The sequence below is a fragment of the Cryobacterium sp. GrIS_2_6 genome (assembly GCF_035984545.1).
GTDB lineage: Bacteria > Actinomycetota > Actinomycetes > Actinomycetales > Microbacteriaceae > Cryobacterium.
Genome location: NZ_JAXCHP010000001.1, coordinates 2078350 through 2096455, shown reverse-complemented (window position 1 = coordinate 2096455; position 18106 = coordinate 2078350). Strand labels below are relative to the sequence as shown.

The 18106-nt window shown below is 71.2% G+C and carries 8 protein-coding genes and 1 pseudogene; 8 read left to right on the top strand and 1 reads right to left on the bottom strand.

All coding sequences use genetic code 11. The features are described from left to right. The first annotated feature begins 95 nt into the window (after window positions 1-95). The gene (locus RCH22_RS10355) at window positions 96-3665 is read left to right on the top strand and encodes a PD-(D/E)XK nuclease family protein (RefSeq protein ID WP_327013902.1); all 3570 of its coding nucleotides are present in this window, start codon (window positions 96-98) and stop codon (window positions 3663-3665) included. Further along, entirely contained in the window at window positions 3662-7162 is a 3501-nt protein-coding gene (locus RCH22_RS10350) for an ATP-dependent DNA helicase (protein ID WP_327013901.1), read from the top strand. Before RCH22_RS10355 ends, RCH22_RS10350 begins: the two co-directional genes overlap by 4 nt. A 305-nt stretch (window positions 7163-7467) precedes the next feature. Here the strand turns inward: RCH22_RS10350 and RCH22_RS10345 are convergent. After that, window positions 7468-8208, bottom strand: a pseudogene (locus RCH22_RS10345) (phosphotransferase); the annotation flags it as partial. A 92-nt stretch (window positions 8209-8300) separates the two neighbouring features. Here RCH22_RS10345 and nudC point away from each other — a divergent pair. The 6 genes from nudC to RCH22_RS10315 all read left to right on the top strand — a co-directional run bounded on the left by nudC (window position 8301) and on the right by RCH22_RS10315 (window position 18079). After that, window positions 8301-9323 carry an NAD(+) diphosphatase gene (gene nudC / locus RCH22_RS10340; protein WP_327013900.1) on the top strand — a complete coding sequence of 341 codons (1023 nt, stop codon included), beginning with the start codon at window positions 8301-8303 and terminating at the stop codon, window positions 9321-9323. Beyond that, window positions 9314-11029: an ATP-dependent helicase gene (locus RCH22_RS10335; RefSeq protein ID WP_327013899.1), complete on the top strand. Its 1716-nt coding sequence runs from the start codon at window positions 9314-9316 to the stop codon at window positions 11027-11029. The genes nudC and RCH22_RS10335 overlap by 10 nt, the downstream gene beginning before the upstream one ends. A 933-nt stretch (window positions 11030-11962) precedes the next feature. Next, window positions 11963-13450: an SDR family oxidoreductase gene (locus tag RCH22_RS10330; RefSeq protein ID WP_327013898.1), complete on the top strand. Its 1488-nt coding sequence runs from the start codon at window positions 11963-11965 to the stop codon at window positions 13448-13450. A gap of 9 nt (window positions 13451-13459) precedes the next feature. After that, window positions 13460-15343: a DUF2207 domain-containing protein gene (locus RCH22_RS10325; RefSeq protein WP_327013897.1), complete on the top strand. Its 1884-nt coding sequence runs from the start codon at window positions 13460-13462 to the stop codon at window positions 15341-15343. Then, window positions 15343-15672: a DUF6804 family protein gene (locus RCH22_RS10320; protein ID WP_327013896.1), complete on the top strand. Its 330-nt coding sequence runs from the start codon at window positions 15343-15345 to the stop codon at window positions 15670-15672. The genes RCH22_RS10325 and RCH22_RS10320 overlap by 1 nt, the downstream gene beginning before the upstream one ends. 226 nt (window positions 15673-15898) lie before the next feature. Then, the gene (locus RCH22_RS10315) at window positions 15899-18079 is read left to right on the top strand and encodes a DEAD/DEAH box helicase (protein WP_327013895.1); all 2181 of its coding nucleotides are present in this window, start codon (window positions 15899-15901) and stop codon (window positions 18077-18079) included. Window positions 18080-18106 lie beyond the last annotated feature (27 nt).

Sequence of the window (18106 nt, the reverse complement as noted above, 5' to 3'; positions counted from 1 at the left end):
ATGCGCCTTTCGTTGCCTAAGCGCCCAGATTACGACAGAACGGCGGGGCAGCCGGACAACGTTCACTGTCGGCGCAACCCGCTAGCTTTGAAAACGTGACCAGCCCCGGAATTCCGACCCTCGACCGCGACGTTTCCGCGCCTCCCTTCCGCCTCGACGGCTCCCAGCGGGCGGCCCTCGAGCTAGCCGATGGGGTCTCGGCCGCCCTCATCGGTGCCCCGGGCACCGGGAAGACCACGACCCTCATCGAGCTCCTCGCCGAACGCGTCCTCGAGCGCGGGTATGCGCCGGGGGAGGTCCTCCTGCTCGTGCCGACCCGGGCGGGCGCCACCGTGTTGCGTGACCGGCTTGCGCTCCGCCTCGGCGTCCCGACCAACGGTCCGCTCGCCCGAACGGCGAACTCGGTCGCGTTCGAACTCGTGCGCGGAGCGGAGGCTGCGGCCGACGGCCCGGCGCCCACGCTGCTCACCGGTGGCGAGCAGGACCAGATCATCGCCGAACTCCTCCAGGGCGACTTCGATGACGGCGGGCCTGTCGGCGACGGCGGTGACCTCGACGCGCGCGACCGCGATGCCGGAGGTTCCTTCGACGGCGGGCGCGACCGCAACGGCGGCGGGGCTGGTTCCTCCGGCCCGGCCTGGCCGTCCACCCTCGATCCGGGCGTGCGGCGGCTCCGCGGATTCCGCACCGAGCTGCGCAACCTGATGATGCGGGCTGTCGAATACGGGATCACCCCCACGCGCCTCGCCGCACTCGGCGCCGAGAACGATCGCCCGGAATGGGTCGCCGCTGCCCACTTCATCCGCGGCTACGACGAGGTCAAAGACCAGAGCCGGCCCGGCCAGTACGACTCCACCGAGCTCGCCGGCTTCGCGGCGGCCGTCGTGGCCGCAGCCGCCCCGGGGTCCGCGGGATCCGCGACCCTGGGCACCCTCGCCGGCCTTCGCCTCATCGTCGTCGACGACGCCCAGGAGCTGAACCGGGCCACCCTCACCCTGCTCGCCCAGTTCGCGGCGCGCGGCGTCGCGATCGTCGCCGCCGGCGACCCCGACATCACAACGGGCTCCTTCAACGGCGCCCACGCGGATGCCCTCGGCCGGCTCGCCGACTACCTCGCTCCGGGCGCACCACGCGTCACGACCCTCGTGCTCGACACCGTCTACCGGCATGGACCCGCCATCCGGGGCGTCGTGCGGGAGATCACCCACCGGATCGGCACCGCCTCCGCGGGCACGCAGCGCCGGGCCGGGAGCGTCGAGTCCCCGTCCGACGTGCCCGCAGTCGAGTCTGGAGCCGCAGAGTCTGGAGCCGCAGAGTCTGGAGCCGCAGAGTCTGGAGCCGCAGACTCTGGAGCCGCAGACTCTGGAGGGGCAGACACAGGAGCCGCAGAGTCGGGCGCCGCACAGTCCGGCACCGAAGCATCCGCCGCCTCCGTCGAAACCCTCCTCGCGGCGAGCCCCGCCGACCAGCTCGCGCTCATCGCCGGGCGACTGAGGGAACGTCATGTGCTCGACGGCCTGCCCTGGGGCAGCATGGCCGTGATCGCGCGGAGCGGTTCGGCCATCCCGGCACTCGCCCGCGGCCTCGCGGCCCTCGAGGTGCCCACCCAGGTTCCCTCAGCGCAGACCGCGCTCCGCGACGAATGGGCGGTGCGTGCGTTCATCCTCGCCCTCGACGTCACTCTCGGCCGCCGTCCACTCGACGCCGAAGCGGCGACCGAACTCCTGCGCGGCCCCCTCGGTGGCCTCGACCCGATCACCCTGCGGCGCCTCCGTGCGGCGCTGCGCCAGCAGGAACTCGGCCAACAGGAGCCCGGCGAACAGGAGCCCGGCGAACGGGAGCCCGGCGAACGGGAGCCCGGCGAACGGGAGCCCGGCGGGCCGGCAACCGGCGCGAACCCGAGCACCGCCAGTACCCGCAGTGCCGACGAGCTTCTCGCCGCCGTGTTCGCGACGCCGTCGCTGTTGTCGGCGATCGACAACCGCACCGCTCGTCGCGCAGCGAGTTGCGCGGAGAGCCTGCTCGCCGCATCCGTCGAATACGAGGCGGGGGCCACCATCGAGGAACTGCTCTGGGGCCTCTGGCAGCGCAGCGGCCTCGCCAGGGAATGGCTCGAGCAGTCCGCGGGAATCGGCATCATCGCCGACGAGGCCAACCACAACCTCGACGCCGTCGTCTCCCTGTTCTCCGCGGCGCAACGCTACGTCGAACGCACCCCGGCGGCCCCGCCGGTGCTCTTCCTCGAACACCTCGTCGACACCGACGTCCCAGAGGACACCCTCGCCCCCCGCGCCCTCGGGGACGCCGTCACCGTCTCGACCCCGAACGGGCTGATCGGCCGCGAGTTCGACCTCGTCGTGATCGCGAACGTGCAGCAGAACGTCTGGCCGGACCTGCGCATCCGTGGCTCGCTGCTCGGTGCGGGCGACCTCGCCGCCCTCGCTTCTGGACGCGACCCCCGAGGAGGCGACGCGCGCACCGAGGTCCTGCACGACGAACTGCGCATGTTCGCCCAGGCCGCGAGCCGGGCCCGGACCGAACTCCTCGTCACGGCCGTCGACAACGAGGAGAACGAACCGTCGGTGTTCCTCAAGCTGCTGCCGCAGCCGACCCCGCCGGCCGGGGCTGACGGCACCGATCCCGCCGGGCGCTACCCGGTGTCGCTCCGCGGTCTCGTCGGCCGGTTGCGCCGCGACCTCACCAGGGGCGTCGCGACGGGCGCCCTGTCCGAACACCCCGAACGGTCGGAGCGCGCAGCGGATGCCGCGGCGACCCTTGCGAGGCTCGCCGCGGCAGCCGTGCCCGGTGCGGACCCCGGCCAGTGGTACGGCCTCGCGGGGCCCAGCACGGTGCAGCCCCTCAACGACCCAACGGCCGGTGACGAGCCGGTGCGGGTCTCACCGTCGAAGATGGCCGCTGTCGAGACCTGCCCGCTGCACTGGGCGATCGGCCGGCTCGGCGGCGGCAGCTCGAACACGGCCGCGAACCTCGGCACGATCATCCACGCGGTCATGGAGGAGTCGACCGACCGCCGGCCGGAAGCACTGCGCTTGCCAGAAGCACTGTGGCAGGCGGTCGACGAGCACTGGGGCGAGCTCCGCTTCGACGCGGAGTGGCAGTCCGAGGTGCAGCGCGCCGACGCGCGCGTCCTCACCGACCGGCTCGCCTCCTACCTGCTCGACTTCGAACACGCCGGCGGCGAACTCCTGAGCGCTGAGGGCAGCTTCGGCTTCGACGTCGACGGCGCGTGGCTCACCGGCACCGTCGACCGGGTCGAACGCCTCTTCGATGGCAGCGCCGTCATCGTCGACCTCAAGACCGGGCGCGCAGACCCCGTGAGCGACGCGGGCGTGGCAGAACACCCGCAGCTCGGCGCATACCAGCTCGCCTTCCAGGAGGGCCAGATCGAGGGCGTCCCCGCCGGGACCCCCCTCGCGGGAGCCCGCCTCGTGATCGTCTCTTCCGGCACAGCCAAGCAGAACTATCGCAACCCCACCCAGGCCACCTTCACCGCAGAACAGCTCCTCGCCTTCCGCAGCAGGGTGGGGGCCGACGCGGCGCTGATGGGCGGGGCGACCTTTGTCGCCGAGCTCGCGACGCACTGCCTGGACCCGCGCTCCCACGGGGCCTGCCGCATCCACATCATCGGGCAGGTCAGCTCGTGAGCCAGAACGGAACGCCCGTGCCGCACGACCCGAATCGTCCGCAGAACCCGGTCAGCGCCCTCGAGATCGCAGGCACGCTCGGCATGTTCCCGCCCACCCCGGAACAGCAGGCGGTGATCGAGGCCCCGCTCGCGCCGACCCTCGTCGTGGCCGGAGCCGGCAGCGGCAAGACCGAGACCATGGCCAACCGGGTGCTCTGGCTGCTCGCCAACGGCCTCGCCCGGCCAGACCAGGTCCTCGGCCTCACCTTCACCCGCAAGGCGGCCGGCGAACTCGCCGAGCGCATCGGCGACCGCATCGCTCAGCTCGACGCCAACGGACTGCTGCCTGCGCCGATCCCGGCCGCGGGCGCAGAGACCACCGGCGAGCTCGTCGACTCCGGCCTGTTCAACACCCCGACCGTGTCGACGTACAACTCCTTCGCGAGCCGGCTCTTCACCGACAATGCCCTCCTGCTCGGCCGCGAACCCGAGTCCGTACTGCTCACCGAGACGAGCGCGTGGCTACTCGCCCGCCGTGTCGTGATCGAACACGGCGATCGCAGGCTCGTGCCCTGGGGCAAGAGCCTCGACGCCGTGACGGATGCCGTGCTCCGGTTCAGCCGGCTGCTCGCCGAGAACCCGCCTCCTCTCACGACCGGCCTGGCAACGACCGGCCTGGCAACGGGCGGCCCGGCGGGCGCTCCCGGCCGCGCCGGGCACGATCTCGCCGGCCTCGCCGCCGGCTTCGCTTATCTCGAAGACCTTCCATACGGCAACCCGCGCAAGAAGGTCCCGTACTCCTCCGTCGTCGACTCGCTCGCCGCGGTCGGGCCGCTGCCCGTGCTCGCAGAACTCGCCGACTGGTACGACCGGGAGAAGCGCCGGCTCGGCCTGATCGAATTCTCCGACCAGGTCGCCCTCGCCCTGCAGGTAAGCCAGCGGGTTCCGCGGGTGGTCGCCGGGTACCGCGACCAGTACCGGGTGGTGCTGCTCGACGAATACCAGGACACCTCCGTGCTCCAGACCGAACTCCTGCACACCCTCTTCGCCAGGCATCCGGTGATGGCCGTCGGCGACCCGCACCAGTCCATCTACGGCTGGCGCGGTGCGAGCTCCGCGAACCTGCTCGCCTTCTCCGCCGACTTCGACCCGGACGCCCGCTCGGAACACCGGGTCACCCCCTCCATGTCGCTCTCCTTCACCTGGCGCAACCCCCGGTCGGTGCTCGACGCCGCGAACACGCTCGTCGCCCCGCTCAGCGAGGCCCTGCGCCGCCGGACGGACGGCATCCAGGTCGAGACCCTCAAGGTGCCGGACGGCACCCGGCCGGGCGCCGTCTCAGCGCACCTGGCCGAGACAGCCACCGATGAGGCCCAGGCCGTCGCCCGCTGGTTCGCCGCCCGGCTCGGCGCCGGCGGCGACAAGTCCGGCGCCATCCTCTTCCGCGCCCGGCGCGACATGGACTTCTTCGCCGGGGTCCTCCGCGCGAACGGCGTCCGCGCCCACGTGCTCGGCCTCGGCGGGCTGCTCTCCACCCCGGAGGTCACCGATGTCGTCAGCGTGCTCAGGGTCGTGCACGATCCCTCGGCGGGAAGCGAACTCGTCCGGTTGCTGAGCGGTGCCCGGTTCCAGGTCGGCCCGCGCGACCTGCAGCACCTCGCGGCCGTCTCGCGCTGGCTCGCCGCCCACGACTGGGCGCAGAAGGCCGTCAGCAGGGAGCTCACCGAGAAGCTCCGTGCGTCCGTCGCCGACGACGAGGGCGCCTCCCTCGTCGACGCCCTCGACTTCGCCGCGGCGGCGCCGCTCGGTCACGGCCAGCTCGCCGGCTTCACCGACACCGGCCGTGAGCGGCTGCGCGCAGCAGGCAAGCTCCTGGCCTGGCTGCGTTCGCGGGCCGGTCTTCCGTTGCTCGACTTCGTGCGCCTCGTCGAACAGGAGCTCCTCCTCGACGTCGAACTCGTCGCGAACGAGAACAACAGCCTCGGCCTCGCGAACCTCTACGCCTTCCACGACACCATCTCCGACTTCCTCGCGAGCGACGAGCTCGGCACCGCCGGGAGCTTCCTGCGCTGGCTCGGCAGGGCCGAGCTCGCCGACGACATGGGACCGCGCGCTGAGATGGCCGAACAGGGCACCGTGCAACTCCTCACCATCCATGGCGCAAAGGGCCTCGAGTGGGACTACGTCGCGATCCCGAACCTCACCGACAAGAGCCTGCCGGCCCCAGCGCGCGAGGTCACCGGCTGGATCCGCTTCGGCGAGCTGCCGTACCCGTTCCGCGGGGACCACGCCGAACTGCCCCAGCTGGACTGGACCGGCCACGACAGCCAGCTCTCCTACGACCTCGCCTTCCAGGCGTACAAGGCGGACCTCGCCGGCCGCCACGACGACGAGGAACGCCGGCTGATCTACGTCGCCACCACCCGGGCCAGGCACGAACTCCTGTTGACCGGTTCGTTCTGGGGCTCGGGCTCGACCGTGCGCGCCCCGAGCCGTTACCTCGTCGAGCTCTCGGAGGCCGGCCTCATCGACCCCCTGCCCGAGGAAAGCGCCAACGCCGAGAAGCCGGCCCCGGAGGACGGCCTCACGCCGGCCTGGCCCTTCGACCCGCTCGGCACCCGCCGGGCCGTCGTCGAAGCGGCCGCAGCCGAGGTGCGCGCCGCCGCGAACGATCCGGAAACCCTGGCCCGCGAGACGCGTTGGTCCCACGTCGTGACCCTGCTGCTCGAGGAACGCGCCCTCCGCCTGGGCGCAGGCACGGTCGCCCCGCTGCCCGCCCGCATCCCCGCCTCGCGGTTCAAGGACTACGTCGACGACCCCGCAGGGGTCGCCGCACAGGTGCGTCGCCCCATGCCCGAGCGGCCGTACCGGGCCACCCGGCTCGGCACCCTCTTTCACTCCTGGGTCGAGCGGCGGGCCGGCGGCCTCCTCGGCGGCGACCGGATCGACGCCGGGCTTTTCGAAGCAGACACCGACACGGATGCCGATGCCTTCGATCTCGACCTCGACCAGAACCAGCCGCTCGAGAAGGCCCAGCTCGAACGCCTCCAGGCGACCTTCGAACGGTCGCCCTGGGCCGGCCTCAAGCCGGAGGAGGTCGAGATCGAGATCCACTACGTGCTCGCCGGACAGGTCTTCATCTGCAAGCTCGACGCGGTGTACCGCACCGGGACGGGCTACCAGGTCGTTGACTGGAAGACGGGCCGGGCGCCGAAGAACGCAGCGGACCTCGAACTCAAGCAGACGCAGCTCGCGCTCTACCGCCTCGCGTACGCGAGCTGGAAGGGCATCGACCCTGACGAGGTCGACGCGGTGTTCTACTTCGTCGCCGACGACACCGTGGTCGCCCCCGAGCGGCTCTACTCCGAGGAGGACCTCGTGGCGGCGTGGTCATCGGTCGTGTCCCGCACCTCGGCGCCGGCGCCGGCGTCCGTGCCGTCGCCCACGACGTCGATCGCGCCGGTGGTGTCCGGTTCGTCGGCGAACTCGCCGGTCTCGAAGTCGGACAGCGTGTAGGCATCCGTGTGCATCGCGGCGGCCGGCGCGCGCTTCACCGCGGCGTACGGGGTCGCGGCGAGCAGGCTCTCGACCTCGGACACGTTCAGGATCGGGCCGGTCTTCGGGGACAGCGGGTGCGAGGTCGCGTGGTGCACGTTCTCGACCAGCCCGTCGAGCATCGTGACGGCGTCATCGACGATGCCCTGGTTGCGGGTGTCGGTGCCGTGCAGCAGCCAGCGCGCGAGCTCGAGCTCTGCGTAGAGCATCGCCCGCTGCGTGATGCGCGGGTCGTTGCCCTGGCGCACGCCGCCGTAGGACGCGATCGCCGCTTCGCCGGCGGCTCCCCGGGAGGCGAGCAGCCAGTTCAGGTCCCTGGCCGGGTCGCCGACGCTCAGCGCCGCCCAGTCGAGCACGGCCGTCACGGAATCCTCGCCGATCAGGAAGGACTCCGCGGACAGGGAACCGTGGATGACACAGGGCAGGAACTGCCAGAGCGCGTCGTCGTCGGTCGCGAGCTCCCAGCGGCGGAGCAGGGCCGCCGGCAGGTACCCGGTCGCCTCGGTGCGGCCGATCAGGTCGATCACTTCGGTGCGGCAGTCCTGGGCGCTGCGTTGCGTGAGCCCGGCATCGCTCACCACCGCGGTCGGCAGGCCGTGGATGGCCGCGATGGCCCGGCCGATCGACCCGGAGACCCCGGCGTGTCCGGTAAGGGCGTCCGCGTCGAAGGTGTCGCCGGGCAGGAACTCGTAGACGACGGCGCGCGTCCCGCTGAGCGGGGCCTGCCCGACGAACTGCGGAACGTCGAACGGCAGCCGGCTGCGATTGCCGACGGTCAGGGCGCGGAGCGCGACGAGGTCGGCGGACTGCTCCGTCTCCGCGGCCTGGGACAGCGGCACCCGGATGATCAGGGAGCGTCCGTCGCGGTCCAGGAGGACGGCGGAATCGTACGCCCCTGGCGCGCCGGAGGAGCGCCCGCTGGAGCCATGGCTGCGGGCCTGGACGACGTCGAGACCGGGCACGGCTGAAGTGGCGAGCGCGGCTAGAGTGAGATGGGATCTGGCCATGCCTACTAGGTTAGGTCGACTTCCCCTCGGTGTGGTCGTTCGCCACGCCTCCACACAACTTCGGCAGTCACGCCAGAGTCCGAAGGGTCTTCATGCCGTTCACGTTCACCTCCCAACTGCCGCTGTCCCGCCACGCCGTCGACAGGGACCACCTCACCCGGGCCTTGCCCGGACTCTTAGACGAGCTCCGGGCGGATGCCGCCACGCGCGTCCTCCCGCTCTGGCGCGGGTCCACGCTCCTGGCGGGTACACCGGGAGCGGCCCCCGCGGGCACCCACGAGCTCGCCGCAACCGATTCCGGAAGCCGCCGGCCCCGGTTGCGTCTGTTCTCGCCTGCCCTCGTCGCGCGGACCCCGATCGAGCTCTACCTCGGCCGGTCCCTCGCCGACGAGGGCGCGGAACCCGCGGGCACCCGTCTGGTCGCTGCGATCCTCGACGACGAACGGGCCGCGACCCTCGAACCGGACGAGTCCCTCTGGGTGCCGCTCCGCACCGTCGCGAGCGCCCTCTCCGACCGCGACGCCGGCCTCTTCACCGAAGCACTCGCGCTCGCGAACTGGCACGCCTCGCACGCGCACTGCCCGCGCTGCGGCGCCGCAACCGAGGTCGAGGGCGGCGGCTGGAGCCGCCGGTGCCCCGTCGACGGCAGCCAGGTGTTCCCTCGCACGGACCCCGCCGTGATCGTGCTGATCACCGACGAGGACGATCGCATCCTGCTCGGGTCGAATGCCCTGTGGGAGAACAACCGCTATTCCCTGCTCGCAGGCTTCGTCGAACCGGGGGAGTCGCTCGAGGCGGCCGTCATCCGCGAGATGTTCGAGGAGTCCGGCCTCCGAGTCACCGACCCGGTCTACCTCGGCTCCCAGCCGTGGCCGTTCCCCGCCTCGATCATGTTCGGCTTCACAGCGCGCCTCGCCGACGGCCAGCAGCCGGACGGTGTCCTGCCGGACGGCGACGAGATCCTCGACCTGCGCTGGTTCAGCCGCTCCGAACTCGCCGCGGCCGGCGACAGCATCATCCTGCCCGGCCGCTCCTCGATCGCACGCGCGATCATCGAGCAGTGGTACGGCGGACCGATCGACTTCGGCCCCGACCTGGTCGCCGGATGGCGCTGACCCCCGATACGCTCCTGGCCGGCCTCGACGACCAGCAGCGCATCGCCGCGGAGGCCCTCGTCGGGCCGGTGTGCATGCTCGCGGGCGCAGGCACCGGCAAGACCCGCGCGATCACCCACCGGATCGCCTACGGGGTGATGACCGGCGCGTACGCCCCGAACCGGGTGATGGCCCTCACCTTCACCTCCCGGGCCGCCGCGGAACTCCGGGGCAGGCTGCGCCAACTCGGCGCCGGCGGTGTCGCGGCACGCACCTTCCACGCCGCAGCGCTCTCTCAGCTCAACTACTTCTGGCCGCACGTCGTCGGCGGCCAGGCGCCGCGCATCCTCGACGGAAAGGGCCGGTTGCTCGGCCACGCCGCCGAACAGCTCAAACTCCGGCTCGACACCGCGACCCTGCGCGACCTCGCGGCCGAGGTCGAGTGGCGCAAGACCTCCGGGCTCAGCATCGAGGACTACGCCGCCGGAATCGCCAGGCGCAGCCTGCCCGGTCGGCTCGACGCCGACCAGGTCGTGGCCATGCACGAACGCTACGAACGGCTGAAAGACGAGCGCAAGCAGATCGACTTCGAGGATGTCCTGCTCGCGATGGCCGGAATGATCGAGTCCGAACCCTCCGTCGCCCTGCAGGTACGCGAGCAGTACCGGTTCTTCGTCGTCGACGAGTACCAGGACGTGTCGCCGTTGCAGCACGACCTGCTCGCCCTCTGGGTCGGGCCCCGCAGGGACCTGTGCGTGGTCGGCGACGCCAGCCAGACCATCTATTCCTTCGCGGGCGCCCGCAGCGACTACCTTCTCGACTTCCCCAAGCGCTGGGAGGATGCGACGGTCGTGCGCCTCGAACAGAACTACCGGTCGACGGGGGCGATCGTCACGACCGCGAACCAGCTGATGCGCGGCCGCACCGGGGCGCTCACTTTGCGGGCGCACTCGGCGGAGCCGGGGGTCGAACCGAGCGTGCACGAGTACGCGAATGACCTCGCGGAGGCGCGCGGAGTCGCCCAGCAGATCCTCGAACTGATCGAATCCGGAATCCGGCCGGAGGACATCGCCGTGCTCTACCGGGTCAACGTGCAGGCCGCGGCTCTCGAGACCGCGCTCGGCGACCTGTCCATCAGCTACCAGATCCGCGGATCGAAGCGGTTCTTCGACCTCACCGAGGTCAAGCAGGCCGTGATGCAGCTGCGAGCGGCATCCGTTTCGATCGTGGGCGAGCCGCTGTTCAAGTCGGCCAGCGACGTGCTGCGCTCGCTCGGCTGGAGCCAGACCGCGCCGGAGGCCGCCGGTGCGGTGCGGGACCGCTGGGAATCGCTCAACGCGATCATGGGGCTCGTCGACCAGGCCGCGCCCGGCACGACGTTCCGTCAGTTCACCGACGAACTGATGGAGCGGCAGGCCGGCCAGCACGAACCGACCGTCTCGGCGGTGACCCTCGCGACGCTGCACTCTGCCAAGGGCCTCGAATGGGACGCTGTCTTCGTGGTGGGGCTGTCAGAGGGGCTCGTCCCGATCAGCTACGCGGGCACCTTCGAGCAGATCGACGAGGAACGCCGGCTGCTCTACGTCGGCATCACCCGGGCACGCCGGCGACTCGCACTGAGCTGGTCCGCGTCCGGGCACCAGCAACGGGCGCCCAGGGAACGATCGCGGTTCCTGACAGAGCTCGGCATGCGCAACGCTCGTGCGGCCGGTGCACGCGGCGCGTGATCCTTCCGCTCGAGGCGTCGATCGACAGGGAGACGCCCGCGAGCGCCGAGTGACCGGACAGCACCCGGTCCTGCACGATCCCCGCAACCCGGACGGCGACCTCGAGGCCGCGACGCGGTGACTCCGTCGGCGCAGGTCGGTGGGCCAGCTGGCTCGCCATCGCGGGCCAGGCCGGGTCTGCGTCGACCCTGGCCTGCTCGAGGCAGAACAGGCACGGGCCCAGCCCCGGCTCCACGAGCGGGCCGATCCGCACCTTCCGGTCTCCGAACACGACCGGCAGGTGCGGCACGTCCCGGTTCAGCCAGCGCCGGTAGCGCGCCGGCTCGATCGCGAACCGGCCGATGATCACCGCGAGGTCCGTGTTCGCGGGGGCGGCGGCATCCGCGCCGGTGCCGCTCGCGGTGCTGAAACGGATGCCGGTGCCGTGGCCGGAATCGTCGGCGATCCGCGCACTTCCGCCGACGCCGTCGTCGAGGTCGTGGGTGTCGAGCCCGAGGTCGTCGAGGAAGGAACGGAGCCGCGCTGCCGTCGTGCCGCGCCCGTCGACGGACACCCAGTGCCGGGGCGCCGGCGGCGAGGACTCGGGCCCGAGGTCGTCGAGCAGGACCGGGCGGAGCGCCGCGAGGAGGGCGTAGACGGATTCGGCAGTCGCCCCGCCCCTGCGGCCGAGCATGACGGCGCCGGTGCGGGGCACCCCGGACCGGAGCGCGTCGATGACGCGTTCGAGGCCGGGGCCGGGCACACGGACACGGAGCGCCGGGTGGTCCACGCCGAGCTGGATGGTGTCCGGCGAGCGCCAGACGAGCGGATACCGGGGGTCGAGTCGAAGAGTCATGCGCCGATCCTGCCGGATTCGCATCGAGCGCGGGCGATTCATCCACAGGCCCGGCAGGCTCCCAGCCTCAGCGCCGGCATTCGCCCTATGCTCTGACCATGACTGCCAGACGAGCACTCGTGACCGGGGCGACCGGCTACATCGGCGGGCGGCTGGTTCCGCTCCTCCTCGACGCCGGATTCGAGGTGACCGTGCTAGTGCGCTCGCCGCAGAAGCTCACCGACGTCCCCTGGCGGGACCGGGTGGACATCCGGGTCGGCGACCTCGCCGACGCCGACGCCGTGGACGCGGCGTGCGCCGGGATCGACGTCGTCTACTACCTCGTGCACGCAATGGGCAGTTCGGGCGACTTCGAGCAGGCCGAGGCACGGGCCGCCCGGACGGTGGCGTCGGCCGCTGCGGCGGCCGGCGTCTCAAGGATCGTCTACCTCGGCGGGCTGCACCCGGACACCGAGACCCTCTCCCGGCACCTGCGCTCCCGGGCCGAGGTCGGACGGATCCTGCTCGCCTCCGGCGTGCCGACAGCCGCCCTGCAAGCCGGCGTCGTGATCGGGAGCGGCTCGACGTCCTTCGAGATGATCCGGCACCTGACCGAGGTGCTGCCGTACATGCCCGCACCGAAATGGGTGCGGAACAAGATCCAGCCGATCGCCGTGCGCGACGTGCTCTACTACCTCGTCGCCGCGGCGAACCTGCCCGACTCCGTCAACCGCACCTTCGACATCGGCGGTCCCGACGTGCTCCGCTACGGGCAGATGATGAACGGCTACGCCCTCGAGGCGGGCCTCCGTCAGCGCCCGATCGCCGCCCTGCCGGTGCTGACCCCGTGGCTCGCCTCGCAGTGGGTCAACCTCGTCACCCCGATCCCGCGCAACCTCGCCGTGCCGATCATCGCCTCGCTGCAGAACGACTGCGTGATGGGCGAACACGACATCGACGGGTACATCCCCGTTCCCGACGGCGGTCTCACCGGGTACCGCACGGCCGTGCGGCTCGCGCTCGGGCGGATGCGCGACGGCGACGTCGAGACCAGCTGGCGGAACGCCTCGATCGAGGGGGCGAGCAGCAACCCGCTGCCGAGCGACCCGGAGTGGGCGGGGCACCTCGTCTACACCGACGTTCGCGCGAAGCACACCGACGCGGCGCCCGCCGAACTGTGGCGCATCATCGAGGGCATCGGCGGCGACAACGGCTGGTACTCCTTCCCGCTCGCCTGGGCCGTGCGCGGCTGGGCGGACAAGCTCGTCGGCGGCGTCGGGCTCCGCCGCGGCCGGCGGGACGCCGACCGCCTTCACACCGGCGATGTGCTCGACTTCTGGCGGGTGGAGAGCCTCGAGCGCGGGCGTTTCCTCCGCCTCCGGGCCGAGATGCGGGTCCCGGGGAGGGCGTGGCTCGAGATGACCGCCGAACCGGCCGCGGACGGTGGCTCCGTCTACCGCCAGCGCGCCGTGTTCTTCCCGCGCGGCCTCGGCGGTCGGCTCTACTGGTTCTCGATCCTGCCGTTCCACGGGATCGTCTTCAGCGGGATGGCCAACCGCATCACGGCCACCGCCGAGGCGACGTCTGCGCCCCTGCCCGCTCGCTAGAGTGGGGGCATGCGCCGATTGGCTCGATCCCTGTTCGTCACCATCCTGGGCGCGTTCGCCCTCCTCACCCTGTCGGTGCCCGCGGCGGCCGTCGCGGCCGCGCCCCTGGGGCAGCCCGCCGTCTCCGTGCCCGGCGGGGTTGACGACTTCAGCTTCGATTCGATGCACTCCGACTTCGTGCTCAGCCGGTCCGCGGACGGGCACTCCGCGTTGACGACGACGGAGACCATCGTCGCCCGGTTCCCGGACTTCGATCAGAACCACGGCATCCGGCGGTCGATCCCGAGTCACTACGACGGGCATCCGACCGGGATCGACCGTGTGAGCGTCACCGACGAGAACGGTGCCCCGCGGCCGAGCGACACGAGCGAGAGTGACGACGGCGACTTCTTCATCGTGACGAGCGCAGCCGACGGCTACGTGCACGGCGCGCAGACCTATGTGATCACATACACACAGCGGGACGTGACCCTTGTCCCGACGGATGCGCAGGACGAGGAGTTCTACTGGGAGGTCAACGGAACCGGCTGGGCCCAGCCCTTCGGCTCCGTCTCCGCAACGCTCACGGTCGACCCTGCGCTCACCGGCCGGCTGACCGGCCAGGCCAGGTGCCTCCAGGGATCGACGAACTCCTCGGCCGACTGCTCCGAGATCAGCACGGATTCGAGTGCGGCAGCGACGACCGGAACCCGGGTCACCGCGAGCAGCGTCAGCCTCGCCGCCCATGAGGGGCTCACCCTGGTCGTCGGTTTCACCCCGGGTACCTTCGTGCCCAGGGACAACTCGTTCTTCGCGAGCCCGATCCCCGCCGTCGGCCTCGCCGGTGCCGTGCTCGCGCTGGTCTGTGCCGCCCTCGCGATCGTCGCGCGGGCGACCCGCTGGCGCACTGCGCCCGGCCGACCCACGATCATCGCCGAATACCTGCCGCCGAAGGGTGTCAACCTGCTCCAGGCAGGCGAGGTGACCCGCACGTCCACGAAGGCCATCACCGCGCAGTTCCTGCAGTTCGCCGTGCGCGGCAACGTGCGGGTGCTCGAAGGCTCCGGGCCCAGGCACTACCTGCTCGAACTGCGGGACACCCGGGGCGTCGACGCGACGGAGCTCTCCGTGCTCGGCCACCTCTTTCCCGGGCTGAAACCGGGTACCCAGCGCGACCTCAAACACAAGAGCACCAGCCTCACCACCGCGCTTCAGGGCGAACTGCGGGCGACCCGCCGGGCGGCGATCCCCGCCGGGTTCCGTGAGAAGAAGGGCGGGTCCCTGCGTTCCGCGCTGCTCGGCCTCTCCGTTGTCGGCGGCCTCGTCGCCGTTCTCGGCGGCGTCGTCGGTCTCGCGCTCGAGATCGGCGGGGCGTGGCCGTTCCTCGTCCTCCTCGCCGGGCTGGTCGGCGCGATCACGACCGTGTCACTCGCGTCGAGCATCCGCCCGCTCACCGCATCAGGGGCGGAACTGCGCGATTACCTCGAAGGAGTCAGGTTGTACATCGGAGTCGCCGAGACCGACAGGTTGCGGGTGCTGCAGAGCCCCCAGGGCGCCCTGCGCTCGCCGTACCGCCCGGAGCCGGGGAGCCCGGAAATGATGGTCGACCCCGGGCAGCCACTTCAGGTCCTCAAGCTCTACGAGCGTCTGTTGCCGTTCGCCGTGCTGTTCGGGCAGGAGAAGGACTGGTCGGCCGTGCTCGGTGAGTACTACGCGCAGAGCCGGTCCCAGCCGGACTGGTACTACGGCACCGGCGCGTTCAACGCCGGGTTCTTCGCGGCGAGCCTGAGCGGCTTCGCGAGCTCGACGACGTCGGCGTGGTCGGGCACCGCGTCCAGCTCCTCGAGTTCCGGGTTCGGCGGCGGCGGGTCCGTCGGAGGCGGAGGCGGCGGCGGCGGGGGAGGGGGCGTCTGATGGGCACCCCGGTCGCACCCACGTTCTCCCGGGCGGCGCTCGCGCCCGGACTGCTCGGCGCCATCGCCCTGCTTGCCGGTCTCGCCCTGATCGACGCCGACAGTTTCATCATCATCCGGTACACCGTCAGCATCCTCGCTCTCATCCTCTGCGTCTTCGCCCTGCAGGGGAAGGCCTGGTGGTGGCTCATCGGCCTCGCCCCCATCGCCGTGCTGTGGAACCCGATCTTCGTGATCGAGTTGAACGGGCAAGGCTGGGTGGCCGCACAGTATGTCGCGGCGCTGCTCTTCATCGTCGTCGGGGTGCGCGTCAAGGTCCCTGTGCACTGAGCGTCGTGCGGGGTGTGTCATCGGGCGGATGCGCGGGCGTAGACTACAGGTGCGTCGAAACCCGGTCGTCGTCTCGACCTCCCCGGTGTATTACCGAAGCGGTCTGCAGCACAATCGTTTCGTTGGCTCGGCCCGGTTCTTTCGATTGATCGCTCTGGTGTCCACGGATGCCGCAGGACGTCGCGCGTGGATCACGCTGCCACAGCCGCTGTGAAGTTGGAGAAGAATGGCATACACCCGCCACCAGGCCCCAGGCTCGAACAACCATGCTCCGGCCGGAGGCCGCGCCAGGCAGCGCGCACGCTCGAGGGACGACGACGCCCCGATCATCCCGATCCTCGCCCGCAAGGTGCGCGAGGTCGAAGCCAAGGCCCAGTCGGGCACCAAGCTCGGGCCGACGAACCGCACGAAGTACCAGGTCATCGCGCTCCTGATGCGCGAGGAACGCGCCAGGGTCAAGGGCGACCGCGAACTGACCGACGCGAACAGGGCAGAGCTGCTCAAACGCCTCGACGGCATCGCGCAGATCCTCGCGAAGACCGCGGCCCGCGACACGAGCCTGATCACCCTCCTCGAACCCGACGCCGGAGTCTCGACCGTCGCACAGCGCTTCCGCCGCGACTGGCTCCTCGAATCCGGGGCGGACCTGAGCCCGGACGAACTGATCATCACCCGCGAGCCGGAGGTCAAGCCCGATGAGCCGGAGAACCAGGTCGTCCCGCAGTCCGTGCGGGCGCGCCAGCTCGCGAACCCCTTCCTCGCCCCCGATTTCAGCGCCGTCCAGGCCGCTCCCGTCATCTCCGGGCGCCGCCTCGCCAACTGGGAACTGATCGGCCCGCTCTTCAAGTCCTTCGAATACGGTTCCGGCGGCCAGGCTGCGAGCATGGACCTGCCGGAGGCGCCCGTCATCGACCGGCTCTCCCCGCCCGGCATGGAACTCATGCGGCACCAGTCCCGCTTCATCGAGAGCGCACGGCTCGGCCATCGCAGTTACCTCCTCGCCGACGAGCCGGGTCTCGGCAAGACCGCGCAGAGCCTGCTCGCGGCATCCGTCGCCGGCGCGTACCCGCTGCTCGCCATCGTGCCCAACGTCGTCAAGATGAACTGGGTGCGCGAGGTCGAGATGTGGACGCCGCAGCGCCGGGCGACCGTCATCCACGGCGACGGCGACACCCTCGACGCCTTCGCCGACGTCGTCATCGTGAACTACGACGTGCTCGACCGACACAGGGCCTGGCTCGGCACCCTCGGCTTCAAGGGCATGGTCGTCGACGAGGCGCACTTCATTAAGAACCTGCAGTCACAGCGCTCCCGCCACGTGCTCGCCCTCGCCGAGCAGATCCGCCGCCGCACCCCCGGCGGCAACCCGCTGCTGATGGCCCTGACCGGCACCCCCCTGATCAACGACGTCGACGACTTCCGCGCCATCTGGCAGTTCCTCGGCTGGATCGACGGCGACAAGCCGACCGCGAAGCTGATGGCCCGGCTGGAGGCCACCGGCCTCACCCCGGCGGATGCCGGTTTCTACTCCGAAGCCAGGGCCGCGGTCATCGACATGGGCATCGTGCGCCGCCGCAAGGTCGACGTCGCGACGGACCTGCCCGCCAAGCGCATCGCCGACCTGCCGGTCGAGCTCGACGACGACCTCGGGCGCTCGATCCGCCAGGCCGAACGGGAACTCGCAGCCCGCCTCGTCACCCGGTACCACGGTCTCGTGTCCGCGCGCCATCCCGGCCGCACGGCGCCCAGCCTCGACGGCGCCCAGCGGACCGCGTTCATCCGCGCGGTCGCCCACGCCGAGCTCGAGGAGTCCAAGGGCCAGACCACGGGCGAGAACGTGTTCACCATGGTGCGCAAGATCGGCCAGGCCAAGGCCGGGCTCGCCGCTGACTACGCCGTGCAGCTCGCGCACTCGGTCGGCAAGGTCGTGTTCTTCGCCAAGCACATCGACGTCATGGACACTGCTGAGCAGATCTTCGCCAAGCGCGGCATGCGCTCCGTCTCCCTCCGGGGCGACCAGACCGCGCTCGCCCGCCAGGCCGCGATCGACTCGTTCAACAACGACCCGGGTGTCGCCGTCGTCGTCTGCTCTCTCAGCGCCGCCGGCGTCGGGGTCAACCTGCAGGCGGCCTCGAACGTCGTGCTCGCCGAGCTCAGCTGGACGGCCGCGGAGCAGACCCAGGCCATCGACCGGGTGCACCGCATCGGCCAGTCGGAACCGGTCACCGCGTGGCGGATCATCGCCGCGCACACGATCGACGCGCGCATCGCCGAACTGATCGGCAGCAAGCAGGGTCTCGCGGCCCGCGCGCTCGACGGGGTCGAGGGCGAGGCCTCGACCGAGGACTCGATCCAGGCCAGCGCACTCGTGTTCCTGCTCACCCAGGCGCTCGACGGGGAGCTGTAGCCCGCACTCCCTGGCGTGGATTTGAGT

Coding starts and splice junctions, on each gene's coding strand:
- nudC (WP_327013900.1), top strand. CDS start 8,301: ATGCCGTTCACGTTCACCTCCCAACTGCCGCTGTCCCGCCACGCCGTC.
- RCH22_RS10335 (WP_327013899.1), top strand. CDS start 9,314: ATGGCGCTGACCCCCGATACGCTCCTGGCCGGCCTCGACGACCAGCAG.
- RCH22_RS10330 (WP_327013898.1), top strand. CDS start 11,963: ATGACTGCCAGACGAGCACTCGTGACCGGGGCGACCGGCTACATCGGC.
- RCH22_RS10325 (WP_327013897.1), top strand. CDS start 13,460: ATGCGCCGATTGGCTCGATCCCTGTTCGTCACCATCCTGGGCGCGTTC.
- RCH22_RS10320 (WP_327013896.1), top strand. CDS start 15,343: ATGGGCACCCCGGTCGCACCCACGTTCTCCCGGGCGGCGCTCGCGCCC.
- RCH22_RS10315 (WP_327013895.1), top strand. CDS start 15,899: ATGGCATACACCCGCCACCAGGCCCCAGGCTCGAACAACCATGCTCCG.